Origin of the sequence: Dietzia sp. SYD-A1 (assembly GCF_015356725.1) — a bacterium.
Taxonomy (GTDB): Bacteria; Actinomycetota; Actinomycetes; order Mycobacteriales; family Mycobacteriaceae; genus Dietzia.
Genome location: NZ_JADDKI010000023.1, coordinates 1 through 14,998 on the forward strand (window position 1 = coordinate 1; position 14,998 = coordinate 14,998).

Consider the following 14,998-nt stretch of genomic DNA (forward strand, 5'->3'; position numbering starts at 1 on the left):
GTGAGGGACGTCGTGGTGATCGGAGGCGGCCAGGCCGGCCTGGCCGCCGGTTTCCATCTCACCCGCGCCGGCGCGAACTTCGAGATCCTCGACGCGTCCGACGGACCGGGGGGTGCGTGGCCGCACACCTGGCCCTCGCTGCGACTGTTCTCGCCCGCCGACTACTCGTCCCTCCCGGGTCGCAGGATGCACCGGACGGACGACGGGAACCCCGACGCGGCCCACGTGGTGGAGTATCTGCGCGGGTACGAGGAGTACTACGGGCTACCCGTCCGGCGCGGGGTCCGGATCGTGGCCGTGGAGCGGGACGATCCGGACGGGTTCGTCGTCCGTGCCGCCGACGGCCGCCGGTGGCGTGCTCGCGCGGTGATCAGTGCCACCGGGACGTGGTCGAGGCCGTTCGTGCCGACCTGTCCGGGCGTCGGGGGTTTCCGGGGCCACCAGATCCACAGTGCCGGCTACCGGGGTCCGGAGCCGTTCGACGGTCGGCGCGTCGTGGTGGTGGGTGGTGCGAACTCGGGCGCGCAGATCGCCGCCGACCTCGCCGGACATCTGCAGCAGAGCGACGGCGAACTGATCTGGTGCACCGCCGGGCCCCCGCGCTATCTGCCCGACCACGTCGACGGACGGGAGTTGTTCCGGGTCGCCACCGCCTCGGTCCGGTCCGGGAGCGGCCGCGGTGTCGCGGAGTTGGGCGACATCGTCGTCGTCCCCCCGGTGCGCGCCGCCCGCGACGCGGGCCTGCTCGTGGCCACCCCGATGTTCGACCGGTTCCACCCCGGCGGGGTGGAGTGGGACGACGGCCGACGTGAGGCGGTCGACGCGGTGATCTGGTGCACCGGATTCCGCCCGGCTCTCGGGCACCTCCGCGGCCTGGGACTGTCGCGGGCCGGCGGCCGGGTGGTGACTGACGGGCCCGCGGTCCCGGACGTGCCCGGACTGTTCCTGCTCGGCTACGGCGACTGGTGTGGCGCGGCATCGGCGACCCTCATCGGGGTCGGTCAGTGGGCGAAGGCGGCGGTGGCCGCAGCTCTCGGCCGGTGATCAGGCCCTGAGGCGCGCGACGATCTCGACGAACTCCTCCGCGTACCCCAGGTGGGTCCGAAGGCGCTCCAGGCGCTCGGTGGCCTCCGCCTCGATCTCGGCGATCAGCGCCGCCGATCCCGCCGGGTCGTCGGCTCGGCGGTCCAGGGCCCGGCAGAAGTCGCGCATCCGATCCAGACTGAACCCCAGGGGCTTCATCCGGCGGATGAGCAGGAGTCGCTCGACGTCCTCCGGCGTGTACAGGCGGAACCCTCCCGGGGAGTGCGCGGAGGGGCTGACCAGGCCGAGTTCGTCGTAGTGCCGCAGGCTCCGGATCGACAGCGCGGTGCGCTCGGCGACCTCACCGATCTTCATGGTCTGCTCGCCGCGACTTGGCCCGCCCACAACTCTCCCGTTACGGTAGCTTTCTACTCTCACGCCGTGTGAGAGTCATGTCCCCGACTGTAGGTGATCCGTGAGCACCGAGTTCCCGACCGGCGTGCTGCCCTCGTTCCGCGCCGCGTTCTCCTCCCCCGCCCGGCTGCGCACCGAGGTGCTCGCTGGCCTCGTGGTGGCCCTCGCGCTCATCCCGGAGGCGATCTCGTTCTCCATCCTCGCGGGCGTCGACCCCCGGGTCGGTCTGTTCGCGTCCTTCACCATGGCGGTCACGATCGCCTTCACCGGAGGGCGCCCGGCGATGATCTCGGCGGCCACGGGAGCGATCGCGCTCGTCGTGGCGCCGGTCGTGCTCGAGCACGGACTGGACTACCTCATCGCCACGGTCCTCCTGGCCGGGGTGCTGCAGGTGCTGCTGAGCGTGTTCGGGGTTGCGAGGCTGATGCGGTTCATCCCACGATCGGTGATGGTCGGATTCGTCAACGCGCTCGCGATCCTCATCTTCTCCGCCCAGATCCCGCACCTGGTGGGCGTGCCGTGGCTGGTGTACCCGCTAATGGCGGTGGGGCTGCTCGTCCTCGTGTTCTTTCCGAGGCTCACGACGGTCATCCCCGCGCCCCTGATCGCGATCGTGGCCCTGACGATCGTGGTGGTCTGGGTGGGGTGGACCGTCCCGAATGTGCACGACCAGGGCGAGTTGCCCGGGTCGCTGCCGACCCTCCTGCTGCCGGACGTGCCGCTCACCCTGGAGACGCTGCAGATCATCGCCCCCTACGCGCTCGCCATGGCGCTCGTGGGGCTCATGGAGTCGCTGATGACGGCCAAGTTGGTCGACGACATCACGGAAACGCACTCCGACAAGACGCGTGAGGGCTGGGGTCAGGGCGTCGCCAACCTCGTCACCGGTTTCTTCGGCGGGATGGGCGGCTGCGCGATGATCGGGCAGACGATGATCAACGTCAAGGCCTCGGGCGCACGGACGCGGCTGTCCACCCTGCTCGCCGGCGTGTTCCTGCTGGTCCTCGTCGTCGTCCTGGGCGATGTCGTCGGACTGATCCCGATGGCCGCCCTGGTCGCGGTGATGATCATGGTCTCGGTGGGGACCATGGACTGGCACTCGATCCATCCCCGGACCCTGCGGCTGATGCCGCTGTCGGAGACGCTCGTCATGGTCGTCACCGTGGCGGCGACGGTGTGGACCCACAACCTCGCGATCGGCGTGATCCTGGGGGTGGTCACGGCGATGATCATGTTCGCGCGCCGGGTCGCGCACATGACGACCATCGAGAAGGTCGCCGAGCTCGACGCGGACCACGACGGGGCGGTCGACACCCGCACCTACCGGGTCACGGGCGAGCTGTTCTGGGCGTCCAGCAACGACCTCGTGTACCGGTTCGACTACTCCGGCGACCCCGAGCACGTGGTACTCGATCTCACCGACGCCGACATCTGGGACGCCTCGACCGTCGCCACGCTCGACGCCGTGCAGCAGAAGTACGCGGCCAAGGGCAAGACCCTCACGGTGATCGGACTCGACGGTGCCAGCAAGGAGCGGCTCGACAAGCTCTCGGGCAGGCTCGGCGCCAGGCACTGAGTGCGGGCCGGTCCCGAGCGAATCCCTCCGGCCCTGCTTCCGAAAGTATCGATGGCCGTCTATATTGATGGATGTCGATACGAGGCTTGGAGGCCGATATGTCCCGATCCGTGCACGACGCTCCGCTGCCCGAGCTGCTCATGCCCCAGACGCAGCTCCAGCGCGATGCCCGAGAGCTGGCCCGACACTACGAGGGCGTGTTCAGTCCGCAGACCGTCGAGCGCGTGGTCTTCGAGTCGTACGCCTCGCTCCGCCGCACCGCGCGGGTCACGGCGCACCTGCCCTCCATCGCCCGGCGATTCGCCACCGACCGGCTCAAGGCGCTCGCCCAGGCTGACGGAGCAGTGGCCAAGGACGTCCCTGAGGTGCTCTTCATCTGCGTGCAGAACTCGGGTCGTTCGCAGATGGCGGCCGCGCTCATGGCGCACCGCTCCGAGGGGCGTGTGCACGTGCGGTCCGCCGGATCGCTGCCCGGCTCCGGGATCGACGAGAACTGCGCGGCCGTGATGGCGGAGATGGGCCTCGACCTGGGCAAGGAGTACCCCAAGCCCCTCACCGACGACGTGGTGGCGGCCGCCGACGTGGTGATCTCCATGGGGTGCGGGGACGCGTGCGCCGTCTATCCGGGCAAGCGATACCTGGACTGGGACGTCTCGGATCCCGCCGGGCAGGATCTCGATCGGGTGCGGTCCATCCGGGACGACATCGACTCCCGGGTCCGCCGGGCCCTGCCGGAGATCGTCGCCACGACGCGCTCGCCCGCCTCGGGACTCACGGGATCACATGGCGCGGACAAAGTGGTGGGAGCATCCTGAGCTGATCTAGGTGTCAGGGGCACGGAGCCCCCGGACGTCCACGATGTCGCGGATCTGAGCGAACGCCTCCGGCACGATGCTGTAGTGCGCCATGCGGCCCCGCTGCTCCCTGGTGACCAGGCCCGCCTCGACCAGCTTCTTCATGTGGTGGCTCACCGTGGGTTGCGTGATGCCCAGCGGCTCGGTCAGCGTGCAGACGCACACGTCGGTGCACTCCGCCGCCGCGATGTGGGAGAGCAGTCGCAAGCGCATGGGATCGGCGAGCGCCTTGAACCGGGCCGCCGCGGCCTCCGCCTCGGCCTGGCCGAGGGGGCCGTTCGCGCCGGCGATACAGCACGAGGCATCCGCGACGGCGACGGTGCCGAGCTCCTGCGAGGTCATGACCGAAGGGTACCCGGCCGGTGTGCCGCCGCGGTAGGACACATTGACCACCGTCGATGAATCCCATAGGGTCGACGGCATGAGCACCCAGGTCTCGGCCCCGGCCGATCCCGGCGAGCACGTCGCCGCCAGACTGTCCTTCCTCGACCGCTACCTCGCGGTGTGGATACTCCTGGCCATGGCGGCGGGGCTCCTGCTCGGTCGGACCGTCCCCGGTATCGCCGGGGTGCTCGAGAGCGTCAAGGTGGCGGATGTCTCCCTGCCCATCGCGCTCGGACTGCTCATCATGATGTACCCCGTCCTGGCGAAGGTCCGTTACGACGAGACCCACCGGGTCACAGGGGACCGCAGGCTCCTCGTCCTCTCGCTCGCGCTCAACTGGCTGGTCGGACCCGCGCTGATGTTCACCCTGGCCTGGCTCATGCTGTCCGACCTGCCCGAGTACCGCACGGGGCTCATCATCGTCGGCCTGGCCCGGTGTATCGCCATGGTCTTCATCTGGAACGACCTCGCCTGCGGGGACCGGGAGGCCGCCGCCGTCCTCGTGGCGCTCAACTCGGTGTTCCAGGTCATCGCGTTCGCCGGCCTCGGCTGGTTCTACCTCCAGGTCCTCCCCGGATGGCTCGGGCTGGAGACCACGACCGCACAGTTCTCGGTGTGGGCGATCGCGCTGAGCGTACTGGTCTTCCTCGGCATACCCCTCGTCGCGGGGTTCCTCACCAGGTACTACGGCGAGAAGGTCAGGGGTCGCGAGTGGTACGAGGAGACGTTCCTGCCGAAGATCGGCCCGTGGGCGCTCTACGGGCTGCTGTTCACCATCGTCGTGCTCTTCGCGTTCCAGGGCGACGCGATCATGGCCAACCCGCTCGACGTGGCTCGGATCGCCCTGCCGCTGCTCGCGTACTTCGTGCTCATGTTCGGCGGCAGCCTGCTCGCGGCGCGGGCGTCGGGCCTGAACTACGCCAAGTCCACCGCGGTCGCGTTCACCGCCGCGGGCAACAACTTCGAACTGGCGATCGCCGTGAGCATCGGGACCTGGGGCGTGACCTCCGGCCAGGCGCTCGCGGGCGTGGTCGGGCCGCTGATCGAGGTCCCGGTCCTGATCGGGCTCGTCTACGTGAGTCTCTGGGCCGGTAAGCGCCTGTTCAAGGACGATCCCACCGTGCCCACCGCGCTGCGTCAGGCGCCGTCCGGCACCGTCCGCAGCTCAGGGGAGGGCCCCCGGTGAGCGATCGGCAGACTCCTCGGCCCACCGTCCTGTTCGTCTGCAAGTCCAACCGCGGTAAGTCCCAGATGGCCGAGGCGCTGCTGCGCCGGGTCGCAGGGGACGCCGTCGAGATCCACTCGGCCGGGACGCGGCCCGCCCTGGGCGAGCCCCCCAACGCCGAGTCGGTCGCCTCCCTCGCCGAGATCGGCGCCGACATGTCGGGGGCGGTCGCCGAGCCGGTGGACGACGACGTCCTGCGCCGAGCCGACCGCGTGGTCGTGCTCGGCACTGCCGCCCGCCTCGATCCGGTCGACGGGATGCGCGCGGCCATCGAGGTCTGGGACACCGACGAGCCCGCCGAGCGGGGAATCGACGGGCCGGAACGGATGGCGCTGATCCGCGACGACATCGACGCCCGGGTCAGGCGCCTGTGGGCGGAACTGGACGACCCGGCCGCCGACTGATCCGACCGGCTGATCCGGCCAGTGGGGTCCGGGGCCCGACCGGGGCCCGCGTCTAACCGGCGTACCGCTCCGGCTCGTCGCCGAAGAGGAAACCGCGGCCCGAGACGTGCTCGGGTGTGATCTCCACGAAGTTGTACTTGAGCGTGGGGATCCACGGCTTGAGGTCGAGTTCCTCGGCGCGGTTGATCTCCTCGAAGCCGTCCAGCCGCCGGGCCTGCCCCCGGACGACCACCGACCACGCCTCCCGGTCCTCGATGTGGTCCACCTGGAACAGCACGTCGGGGTGGATGGTGAGGCCGGCGAGCTTGCTGCCCTCGGCGGTGCGGAAGAAGAGGGTGCCCTCCGTCGACAGCGCGTAGTTGACGGGATAGATGTCGGCCCGCCCGCCCGTGACGGTGACCAGACGGCCGAGCGACTCTGTCGCCAGGAGTTCGAGCGACCGGCCCTCGTCGAATTCTGTGATCGGGTTGTCGTCCATGACGATATCCTCCCAGGTGCGTGGCCGGGACGGAAGAGTGCCGACCTCTCGGAGGGCCCACACCGGGTGACCGACATCACTGCGGGCTGACCACCTGCGGACTCGCCCGTCAATCAGGTAACGATCCGGCGAACCACGATGCAGCAACCGGTCGCCGTCACTACGGTGGGTCATACCTATGAACCCAGGAGAACGAGAAGCACCCCGTAACCCTGATTCGTCCGACGCGATGTTCCGTCCGCCCACCGCGGCTGATGGGAATCGCATGTGGGAGATCGCCCGCGACAGCGGAGTACTCGACCTGAACTCCTCCTATGCCTACGTGCTGTGGGGAGCGGAGTTCTCCGAGAGTTCGGTGGTGGTCGAGGTGGAAGGCCGCGTGGTCGGCTTCGTCACCGGCTTCCTGCGACCCTCGGAGCCGGACACGATCTTCGTCTGGCAGGTGGGCGTGGACGCGGACCAGCGAGGCAAGGGTCTGGCCGCGCGGCTGCTCCACAGCCTGATGGACCGGTTGGCCGAGCGAGGTGTCGTGCGGTTGCGCACCACTATCAGCCCGGACAACGAGGCGTCCCAGCGCACGTTCGGCGCGGTCGCGCGTGACCGGGGCATGACGCTGTCCAGCGAGGACTACCTGAGCTCCGAGCTGCTCGGGGAGGGTCACGAGCGAGAAGACCTCTACACGATTTCCTAGCCGTCGGCGCACGGGCCGTCCGGCCCGCCACCGCTGCCCGCCCTTTCTCTTCATTGGAGTGATCAGAAGACCATGACCGAGTCCACGCACGACACGAGCTCCAACACGGACATCTTCTCGGACCGCGAGTCCGAGGTGCGCAGCTACTCCCGCAACTGGCCGGTGGTGTTCGACACCGCCAAGGGCACGACGCTCACCACGGTGGAGGGCGAGGAGTACCTCGACTTCTTCGGTGGTGCCGGCGCGCTGAACTACGGCCACAACGACGACGACATGAAGGCCGCTCTCCTGGAGTACATCCAGCGCGACGGCGTCACGCATTCGCTCGACAAGTACACGGTCGCCAAGCGCGCCTTCCTCGAGACCTTCTCCTCGACGATCCTCGAGCCGCGGGGACTCGACTACAAGGTCATGTTCCCCGGGCCGACCGGGACCAACGCCGTCGAATCGGCGCTCAAGCTGGCCCGCAAGGTCACCGGGCGTGAGGCCATCATCAACTTCACCAACTCGTTCCACGGCATGACCCTCGGGTCGCTGTCCGTCACGGGTAACTCCATGAAGCGCGCCGGTGCCGGGATCCCGCTGGTCCACGCCACGCCGATGCCGTACGACAACTACTTCGGCGGCGTGACCGAGGACTTCCAGTGGATGGAGCGCGTCCTGGTCGACTCCGGCTCGGGCATGAACCGCCCGGCGGCCGTGATCGTCGAGTGTGTGCAGGGTGAGGGCGGCATCAACGCCGCGCGCGCCGAGTGGTTGCAGGCGCTCAACGAGCTCTGTGTCCGCCACGACATCCTGCTCATCGTGGACGACGTCCAGATGGGGTGCGGACGGACCGGTGAGTTCTTCTCGTTCGAGTTCGCGGGGATCAAGCCGGACATCGTCACCCTGTCGAAGTCCATCGGCGGGTACGGGCTCCCGCTCGCACTGACCCTCTTCCGTCGCGACCTCGACGAGTGGACCCCCGGCGAGCACAACGGGACCTTCCGCGGCAACAACATGGCGTTCGTCACCGCAGACGTCGCGCTGCGCAAGTACTGGTCGGACGATCATCTGCAGAACCGCACGCTCGAGAACGGCCGGATCCTGCGCGAACGCTTCTCCCCGCTGGTCTACAAGTACGAGGGCAAGCTCGAGCTGCGTGGACGCGGTATGGCCTTCGGCATCGCCTTCCTCCAGGACGCGGATCTCGCCGGCCAGGTCATGGCCCGGTGCTTCGACAATCACCTGCTCGTCGAGACCGCCGGCCCGAGCGACGAGGTGGTCAAGTTTCTCGCGCCGCTCACCCTGACCGATGAGGAGCGCGACCGCGGCATCGAGATCTGTTACGAGGCCGTCGACCACGTCCTGGCGCAGCAGTACGTCTGAGCGCATCCAGACCATCCCCCTTCCCGAGGAGGCACCTCATGATCGTTCGCACGACCGCAGGCATCACCGACACCGAGCGCCACATCAAGGGCAACAACGGCAACTGGGAGTCCAAGCGCATCGTCCTGGCCGACGACCGGGTGGGATTCTCGTTCCACGAGACCACCATCGCCGCCGGCACGACCAACGACTTCCACTACGCCAACCACATCGAGGCCGTCTGGCTGACCCGGGGTAAGGGCACGCTGCGGGACCTCACCAACGGCGAGGAGTACCCCCTCGAGGCGGGGTCGATGTACCTCCTGGACGGTCACGAGAAGCACCAGGTGATCGTGGAGGAGGAGATGCAGATGCTCTGCGTCTTCAACCCGCCGGTCGTCGGCGACGAGAACCACGACGAGAACGGCATCTACCCGCTGCTTCGCCTCCAGGACGACGGAACGGTCGTCCGGGAGAAGTAGGGCGCCACCGCCGGGTCCGCGTGTCCTCTTCGGCGTGCGCGCCCGGATCGCACGAGACGAGAGGGGATGCGCGTCGGGTTCGGTCCATTCCGGGCGCACACCCGGCCGGCGGGCAGGGCAGAATGTCCGGGTGTCGACCATCGTCTTCCTCCACGCCCACCCCGACGACGAGACGTCCCAGACCGCCGGGATGATGGCCGTCGCCGCGCGCGGTGGCCATCGCGTCGTCACGGTCTTCGCCACGGACGGCGACCACGGTCAGCGACCTGATCACCTCGGAGACGACGGGGACCTGGTGGAGCACCGGCGCGGGGAGGCCCGGGCCGCCGCGGACGTCCTGGGCGTCGCCCGGATCGACTGGCTGGGGTACCGCGACTCGGGCATGACCGGATGGGCGCAGAACGACGACCCGTTGTCCCTGCACAGCGCCGACACCGACCACGCCGCCGGCCGTCTCGCCTGGATCCTCGACAGGGAGGACGCCGACGTCCTCGTGGGGTACGACCACCACGGGAACTACGGGCACCCCGATCACCTGGCCGTCCACCGGATCGCCCGCCGCGCGGTGGGGGTGGCGGCCCGTCGACCGCGATTGCTGGAGGCCACCACCAATCAGGACGCGCAACTCGAGATGCTCGACAGTCCCGAGGCCGCGGAGTTCCTCGAGACACTCGCGGCCGGCGGAATGGACGTGGCCGAGCTGCGACGGATGATCCTCACTGGTGACGACGGACTGCCGGTCGGGGTCCCGCAGTCGGAGATCGCGTGGGCGATCGACCTGCCCGCGGACGTACTGGAGCTCAAGCGGCGCGCGATGCAGTGCCACGCCAGTCAGACCAGCGACATCGGCATGATGCTGGCCCTGCCGAAGGAGGTCTACGCGGCGGCGTTCGGGACCGAGTACCTCATCGAGCCGGGGCTCGACCGGCCGATGCGCAGACAGTGGCCGTTCGACTGACCGGGGTGCGTCGAACTCAGGGCACGTCGAGTGCGCGGACCCAGTCGCCGTGGCCGTGCGCCGTGGCCAGTGGACGACCGTTGACGGCGACGACGAAGATGCCCTTGTGACGTCGGATCGACTCCGGGACCTGCTCGGCGACGTCGGGCAGTAGTGTCACCCCCTCCACGGAGATCCAGATGCAGTCGAGCGCCGAGACCCGGCGGACGAACTCCGCGCGGGCCGGAGGTTCGAGGTATCCGAGTACCGCGGTGTGGAACACCACCGGCGTGGACCCCGCGGGGCAGGCGGCCACGGAGTCCTCCAGCCTCTCGACCAGGTCGCCGGCGATGATGTGCGCCGGGTCCGCGGCGGCGATGTCGAGTGCGGACTCCAGACGTGGCGCCCGCTCGGCGTGCTGTCCGGGCCAGATCAGGCTCCGCAGCCAGGCCCTCGAGTCGGCGTCGGAGGGGTCGATCGGGGACAGGTCCACCCCGCCGCGGTGGACCACGTCGGGCAGTGACCGTGGGCGGAGGACGCCGTCGCGCAGGGCGCAGTCGAGGACCGGGGCGCCGGAGACCGGGGAGCCGGTGCCGGACCCCGGTGGTCGCAGTTCGTGGGTGGGACCGCCGTCCAGCGAGAACCGGTAGGCGTACCGGTCCGGATACAGGCACAGGCCGGCGGAGGCGCCCATCTCCACCAGGGAGAGCGGGCCGGGGATGAGGGAGAGGAACGGCAGGAGCACCGCGCACCGCTTGGCCTCGTTGGTCTGTGTCGAGTGTGTGAGTGCGATCTGTTCGATCTCGTGCCAATGGTTGTGGACGAACTCCCGGAACACCGCGTAGTCCTCGGTCTCGGGCGCGCCCGCGTGCCGCGCGGAGGCGAAGACCAACGCGGGCTGTCTCTTGATCCGGGGAAGGCTCCCGATGAGTTCGCACGTGGCCGGATCCTCGGCCACTCCCCGTGCCCACGCCAGGTAGACGGGCGTGCGGCCGCGGACCTCGAATTCGGCGAACTCGGCGTAGCGGGTGGGCACGTCGTCGACGTGAGCGGAGTCCATGTGGTCAGCGTGGCACACCGGCTCCGGTGGCGCGTGGTTCCGACACCAGGTACGTTGGTGATGCATCAATCACTTGCCGCGACGACGACCGCAGGAGATCCCATGGCAGACGACACCGAGTTCATCGCAGCCAAGAACGCCTCGGAGGACGGTGAGTTCGTCCGCGACGCCACCTACATCAACGACCGGGTGGTGGCGGATCTCCCGGCGGGATCGGACCCGGTGGGCGACAAGGTCGGCGAGATGCGGTGGCCCGTCGAGGCGGGGCGGTACCGCCTCATGGCGGCCCGCGCGTGCCCGTGGGCCAGCCGCTCGATCATCGTCCGGCGTCTGATGGGCCTGGAGGACGCCATCTCCATGGGGTTGGCCGGCCCGACCCACGACGTCAATTCCTGGGTCTTCGACCTCGACCCGGACGGCAAGGACCCGGTCACGGGCATCCACCGCCTCCAGGAGGCGTACTTCAACCGGATCCCCGACTACCCGCGCGGCATCACGGTGCCGGCGCTGGTCGACCTCCCCACCACGTCGGTCGTGACCAACGCCTATCAGAAGCTCAACTTCGATCTGCTCACGGAGTGGTCCGCCTTCCACCGCGCCGGTGCGCCGGACCTCTACCCCGAGGAGCACCGCGACGAGATCGACGAGTTGGACTCGTGGATCTATCCCACCGTCAACAACGGCGTCTACCGCTGCGGGTTCGCGGCCGAGCAGAGGGCCTACGAGGAGGCCTACGACGAGCTCTGGGCCTCACTGGACCGTCTCGAGGAGCGGTTGACGACCCGCCGCTATCTCGCGGGGGACACGATCACGGTCGCGGACATCCGACTGTTCACCACCCTCGTGCGGTTCGACGCCGTCTACCACGGTCACTTCAAGGCCAACCGCAACAAGATCACGGAGATGCCGGCCCTGTGGGGCTACCTCCGCGACCTGTTCCAGACGCCCGGGTTCGGCGACACCTGCGACTTCCCACAGATCAAGGAGCACTACTACAACGTCCACCGGGACGTGAACCCCACCGGCATCGTGCCCAAGGGGCCCGACCTGTCCGGCCTGCTCACCCCGCACCACCGCGATGAGTTGGGTGGCCGCCCGTTCGGTGACGGCACCGCCCCCGGGCCGATCGAGGATCCGTCCGAGCGCGTCCCGGAGGGCCACGGAGCGGACTAGATTCCTCCCGTGGGCCTAGACTGGCTCGCTGTGAACCCGGCCCCGTCCGAACTAGGTCGTTATCGACGAAACGCCCGTCAGTTCCTCATGTTCGGGATCGTGGGCGGATCCGGGATGGTCGTCAACATGATCGTCACGGTCCTGATGAACAGGGCCAACGGCGGCACCCAGAACGCGCAGGACATCCTGTTCCCGTTCGCGGGGACGGACTACAACTTCCGCTTCACCACCCTGGTGTGGATCGTCGCGTTCCTCGTGGCCAACCTCTACAACTTCCTGCTCAACCGGCACTGGACGTTCGGTAAGGGGCACAAGGCCCCGGTCATGCAGGAGTTCTGGCCGTTCCTGTTGGTCGGTTCGGTCGCTGCCGCCGCGGGGATCTTCATCAAGCTGGCCTTCACCAACCCCACCTCGCCGCTCTACCTTCCGGAGCCGTGGTTCCACGAGGACGCGGGCATCCACTCCCGGGAGTACTGGGGTCAGCTGCTGACGATCCTCATCACGATGCCGATCAACTTCGTCGTCAACAAGCTGTGGACGTTCCGTTCCGTGCGGCGGCGCCACCACGCCCGCTCCACCGCGGACGCGGTGGTCTAGGGGACCGGTCGTGGAGTCCTCGACCCTGCTGCTGTGGTTCGACCTCGTGGGGGTGTTCTTCTTCGCCCTGTCCGGCAGTCTGCTGGCCGCGCGCAAGAACATCGACATCACCGGTGGCCTGGTCCTGGGCCTGCTGGCCGGGCTCGGCGGGGGCATCATGCGTGACGTCATGCTGGGGGTCACGCCGCTGGCCCTGGCCCAGCCGGTCCTGCTGGTGCCGCCGTTCGTCGCCTCCGCGGTGGTGTACCTGCTGGGCGCGCACCTGCACCGCGTCCGGACGTTGATCATCGTCTTCGACGCCGCCGGGCTGGGGCTGTTCTGCACGTTCGGTACCGCCCGGGCGCTCGACCACGGGATGCCCGTCGCCTCCGCGCTGCTACTCGGGGTGGTCACCGCGGTCGGCGGGGGCCTGCTCCGCGATGTCGTGGCCAACGAGATCCCGGCCGTGTTCAACGGCTCCGACCTGTACGTCATCCCCGCCGCCACCGGTGCCGCGCTGACCGCGCTGGCCGTGTCCACCGACACGTGGGGCCCGGTCGCGGCGGCGGCGTTGTCCGCGTTCACCTTCACGTTCCGGATGGTCGCGTGGCGTCTGCAGTGGCGTGTCCCGGCCCCCATGCGCGGATGGAGCATGCGGGGGATCGACACCCGCCTGCGGCGCGACCGGCCGGTGTTCGGCCGTCCCGGCCGGATGAAGGGCGACGACGACGAGCCCCGCCGGGACGAGGACGTCGACGACTACCGGGATGGCCCACCGGGTCTCCGCCGGTAGTGTGTGCCGTCGTGCAGTATTACCTCAGCCTGCTGGGATTCGCGGCAGTCGACTCCGTCAACCTCCTGGCCTTCGCCGTGATCGCCGGACTGTGGCTCACGGCCGCCGGGCGGGGGGGAGGCTTCACCCCGCGTGCCGCCCGGTTCACCGGCGGGGCGTTCTGCGGCATCGTCCTGCTCTCACTGGTGTCGGTGTGGGTGATCGGCAACAACCAGGAGTTCGTGCGCAGCCTGTTCTACAACCTCTGGGCGATGGTGGTCATGGGGGTGGTCGGTGTGGTGATCACCGTGTTGGGACTGCGCAGGCCGGCGGAGGCCAAAGAGGACAGCGTCGAGGCCCCGCTCGCCCAGACCGTATTGCAGCGCTTCGGCATCATGGCCACCGGCATCTCGCTGGGCGTCATCCAGTCGGCCACGTCGGCGCCGTTCGCTGCGGGCATGGTCCTCATCTCCTTCGCCGAGACCCCCTGGTGGTCCAAGCTCCTCCAGATCCTGTTCTTCGCGGTCATCGCGATCCTGCCGAGCACGGCGCTGATCGTCACGTTGTCGCGCGTCGACTCGTCCGGAGTCGCCGCGGCGACCCGCCGGATCGACCGATTCCTCGCCCGCGGTCGCGTGGCCGGTCGGATGCTCACGCTCGTCGTGGGGGTGGCGCTCATGCTCCTGGCGACGGTGCGCATCGTGCAGCTCAGCGGGGTGCTGGCGTAACCGCATCACGGCGTCGCCGGATCGTTCCATGGCCTGATCGTTCCGCGGCCGGGGTCTTGTCGGAGCCGCTTCCTAGGGTGACGATGACCACCGTGGAGGGTGGTCCACGACTCCGTAGGGGGAGAGCATGACGATAGATCAGGTGTATCGGGCAGACGGCGCGGTCCGGTGCGAGGACGGACTGATGCGACCTCCGTGGGCGGCGCGGGACCCGTTGCTGCGGGAATACTACGACACCGAATGGGGGATGCCGGTCCACGACGAGGCCGGTCTCTTCGAGCGACTCGTCCTGGAGGGGTTCCAGTCGGGCCTGAGTTGGCTGACGATCCTGCGCAAGCGTCCGGCGTTCCGGGAGGCGTTCGCCGGGTTCTCGCCGGACGCGGTCGCGGAGTTCGGCGACGCCGACGTCGCCCGGCTCATGGCGGACGAGAGGATCGTGCGCAACCGTCGCAAGATCGACGCGGCCGTGGGCAATGCGCGCGCCGTGATCTCCCTCCGGGCCGAGGGCGGTCTGGGCGAGTTGATCTGGTCGTACCGGCCGGAGACCACCCCGGAACCCAGGACGATGAGCGAGGTCCCCAGCCGATCACCGGAATCGGAGGCGCTGGCCCGGGAGCTCAAGCGGCGGGGGTTCAGCTTCGTGGGTCCGGTGACGGTGTTCGCGTTGATGGAGGCCATCGGCGTCGTCGACACCCATCTCGTGAGCTCGCATCGTCGGGGGACCTCCGGCATCTGGTCGAGCGGAGGACTGCCCGGGATCACACCAGGGGGCCGGGTTCAGCCCGGCGGTCCGGGCTGAGGGGGCGACTCGGGTAGTCCGGGCAGGTCGGCGCGGGGCGGGAGCCCGGGTGTGGTGCCGGCGAGGGCTCCCGCC

18 protein-coding genes are annotated in these 14,998 nt (G+C 69.1%); 14 read left to right on the forward strand and 4 right to left on the reverse strand.

Features of this window, described 5'->3' with window-relative positions; genetic code table 11:
* Positions 1-1,044 carry an ArsO family NAD(P)H-dependent flavin-containing monooxygenase gene (locus tag IY392_RS01365; RefSeq protein WP_194860336.1) on the forward strand — a complete coding sequence of 348 codons (1,044 nt, stop codon included), beginning with the start codon at positions 1-3 and terminating at the stop codon, positions 1,042-1,044.
* Here IY392_RS01365 and IY392_RS01370 read toward each other — a convergent pair whose 3' ends face one another.
* Complete coding sequence (locus IY392_RS01370) at positions 1,045-1,398, reverse strand: MerR family transcriptional regulator (protein WP_194860340.1); 354 nt, start codon at positions 1,396-1,398, stop codon at positions 1,045-1,047.
* Between the two features lie 100 nt (positions 1,399-1,498).
* Here IY392_RS01370 and IY392_RS01375 point away from each other — a divergent pair, with 100 nt between their 5' ends.
* Together IY392_RS01375 and IY392_RS01380 are read left to right on the forward strand one after the other, a co-directional pair.
* The gene (locus IY392_RS01375; RefSeq protein ID WP_194860337.1) at positions 1,499-3,013 is read left to right on the forward strand and encodes a SulP family inorganic anion transporter; all 1,515 of its coding nucleotides are present in this window, start codon (positions 1,499-1,501) and stop codon (positions 3,011-3,013) included.
* Positions 3,014-3,084: 71 nt separating this feature from the next.
* Complete coding sequence (locus tag IY392_RS01380; RefSeq protein ID WP_370446316.1) at positions 3,085-3,828, forward strand: low molecular weight phosphatase family protein; 744 nt, start codon at positions 3,085-3,087, stop codon at positions 3,826-3,828.
* Between the two features lie 6 nt (positions 3,829-3,834).
* Here the strand turns inward: IY392_RS01380 and IY392_RS01385 are convergent, their stop codons facing one another.
* Positions 3,835-4,209, reverse strand: coding sequence for a metalloregulator ArsR/SmtB family transcription factor (locus IY392_RS01385; protein WP_107758247.1), 375 nt, complete (start codon positions 4,207-4,209; stop codon positions 3,835-3,837).
* A gap of 79 nt (positions 4,210-4,288) precedes the next feature.
* On the opposite strand from IY392_RS01385, the gene arsB reads away from it, so the two are divergent.
* Both arsB and IY392_RS01395 read left to right on the forward strand, forming a co-directional pair.
* Positions 4,289-5,437 carry an ACR3 family arsenite efflux transporter gene (gene arsB / locus IY392_RS01390; protein WP_194860338.1) on the forward strand — a complete coding sequence of 383 codons (1,149 nt, stop codon included), beginning with the start codon at positions 4,289-4,291 and terminating at the stop codon, positions 5,435-5,437.
* Positions 5,434-5,880, forward strand: a complete 447-nt coding sequence (locus IY392_RS01395) for a low molecular weight phosphatase family protein (protein ID WP_107757540.1) — start codon at positions 5,434-5,436, stop codon at positions 5,878-5,880. Before arsB ends, IY392_RS01395 begins: the two co-directional genes overlap by 4 nt.
* A 52-nt stretch (positions 5,881-5,932) precedes the next feature.
* On the opposite strand, the gene IY392_RS01400 is transcribed toward IY392_RS01395, so the two are convergent.
* Complete coding sequence (locus IY392_RS01400; RefSeq protein WP_107757539.1) at positions 5,933-6,358, reverse strand: pyridoxamine 5'-phosphate oxidase family protein; 426 nt, start codon at positions 6,356-6,358, stop codon at positions 5,933-5,935.
* A gap of 178 nt (positions 6,359-6,536) precedes the next feature.
* Between IY392_RS01400 and ectA the strand changes: the two genes are divergently transcribed.
* The 4 genes from ectA to IY392_RS01420 all read left to right on the forward strand — a co-directional run bounded on the left by ectA (position 6,537) and on the right by IY392_RS01420 (position 9,836).
* Positions 6,537-7,049, forward strand: coding sequence for a diaminobutyrate acetyltransferase (gene ectA, locus IY392_RS01405; RefSeq protein ID WP_031264540.1), 513 nt, complete (start codon positions 6,537-6,539; stop codon positions 7,047-7,049).
* Positions 7,050-7,121: 72 nt separating this feature from the next.
* The gene (gene ectB, locus IY392_RS01410; RefSeq protein ID WP_182613228.1) at positions 7,122-8,417 is read left to right on the forward strand and encodes a diaminobutyrate--2-oxoglutarate transaminase; all 1,296 of its coding nucleotides are present in this window, start codon (positions 7,122-7,124) and stop codon (positions 8,415-8,417) included.
* Between the two features lie 38 nt (positions 8,418-8,455).
* Positions 8,456-8,878 (forward strand): ectoine synthase, encoded by a 423-nt coding sequence (locus IY392_RS01415; RefSeq protein ID WP_017835758.1) that lies wholly within the window; start codon positions 8,456-8,458, stop codon positions 8,876-8,878.
* Between the two features lie 130 nt (positions 8,879-9,008).
* Entirely contained in the window at positions 9,009-9,836 is an 828-nt protein-coding gene (locus IY392_RS01420; protein WP_194860339.1) for a PIG-L deacetylase family protein, read from the forward strand.
* 16 nt (positions 9,837-9,852) lie between these two features.
* On the opposite strand, the gene IY392_RS01425 is transcribed toward IY392_RS01420, so the two are convergent.
* Positions 9,853-10,875, reverse strand: a complete 1,023-nt coding sequence (locus tag IY392_RS01425) for a DUF2332 domain-containing protein (RefSeq protein ID WP_107757537.1) — start codon at positions 10,873-10,875, stop codon at positions 9,853-9,855.
* A gap of 102 nt (positions 10,876-10,977) precedes the next feature.
* On the opposite strand from IY392_RS01425, the gene IY392_RS01430 reads away from it, so the two are divergent.
* The 5 genes from IY392_RS01430 (at position 10,978) to IY392_RS01450 (ending at position 14,923) form a co-directional block, all read left to right on the forward strand.
* Positions 10,978-12,048 (forward strand): glutathione S-transferase family protein, encoded by a 1,071-nt coding sequence (locus tag IY392_RS01430; protein ID WP_107757536.1) that lies wholly within the window; start codon positions 10,978-10,980, stop codon positions 12,046-12,048.
* Positions 12,049-12,078: 30 nt separating this feature from the next.
* A complete protein-coding gene (locus IY392_RS01435) occupies positions 12,079-12,645 on the forward strand; it encodes a GtrA family protein (protein ID WP_231750381.1) in 567 nt (188 codons plus the stop codon).
* A 10-nt stretch (positions 12,646-12,655) separates the two neighbouring features.
* Entirely contained in the window at positions 12,656-13,417 is a 762-nt protein-coding gene (locus tag IY392_RS01440; RefSeq protein WP_107757534.1) for a trimeric intracellular cation channel family protein, read from the forward strand.
* A gap of 11 nt (positions 13,418-13,428) precedes the next feature.
* Positions 13,429-14,124, forward strand: a complete 696-nt coding sequence (locus IY392_RS01445; protein ID WP_107758245.1) for a hypothetical protein — start codon at positions 13,429-13,431, stop codon at positions 14,122-14,124.
* Positions 14,125-14,251: 127 nt separating this feature from the next.
* Complete coding sequence (locus tag IY392_RS01450) at positions 14,252-14,923, forward strand: DNA-3-methyladenine glycosylase I (RefSeq protein ID WP_107757533.1); 672 nt, start codon at positions 14,252-14,254, stop codon at positions 14,921-14,923.
* Positions 14,924-14,998: the final 75 nt, after the last annotated feature.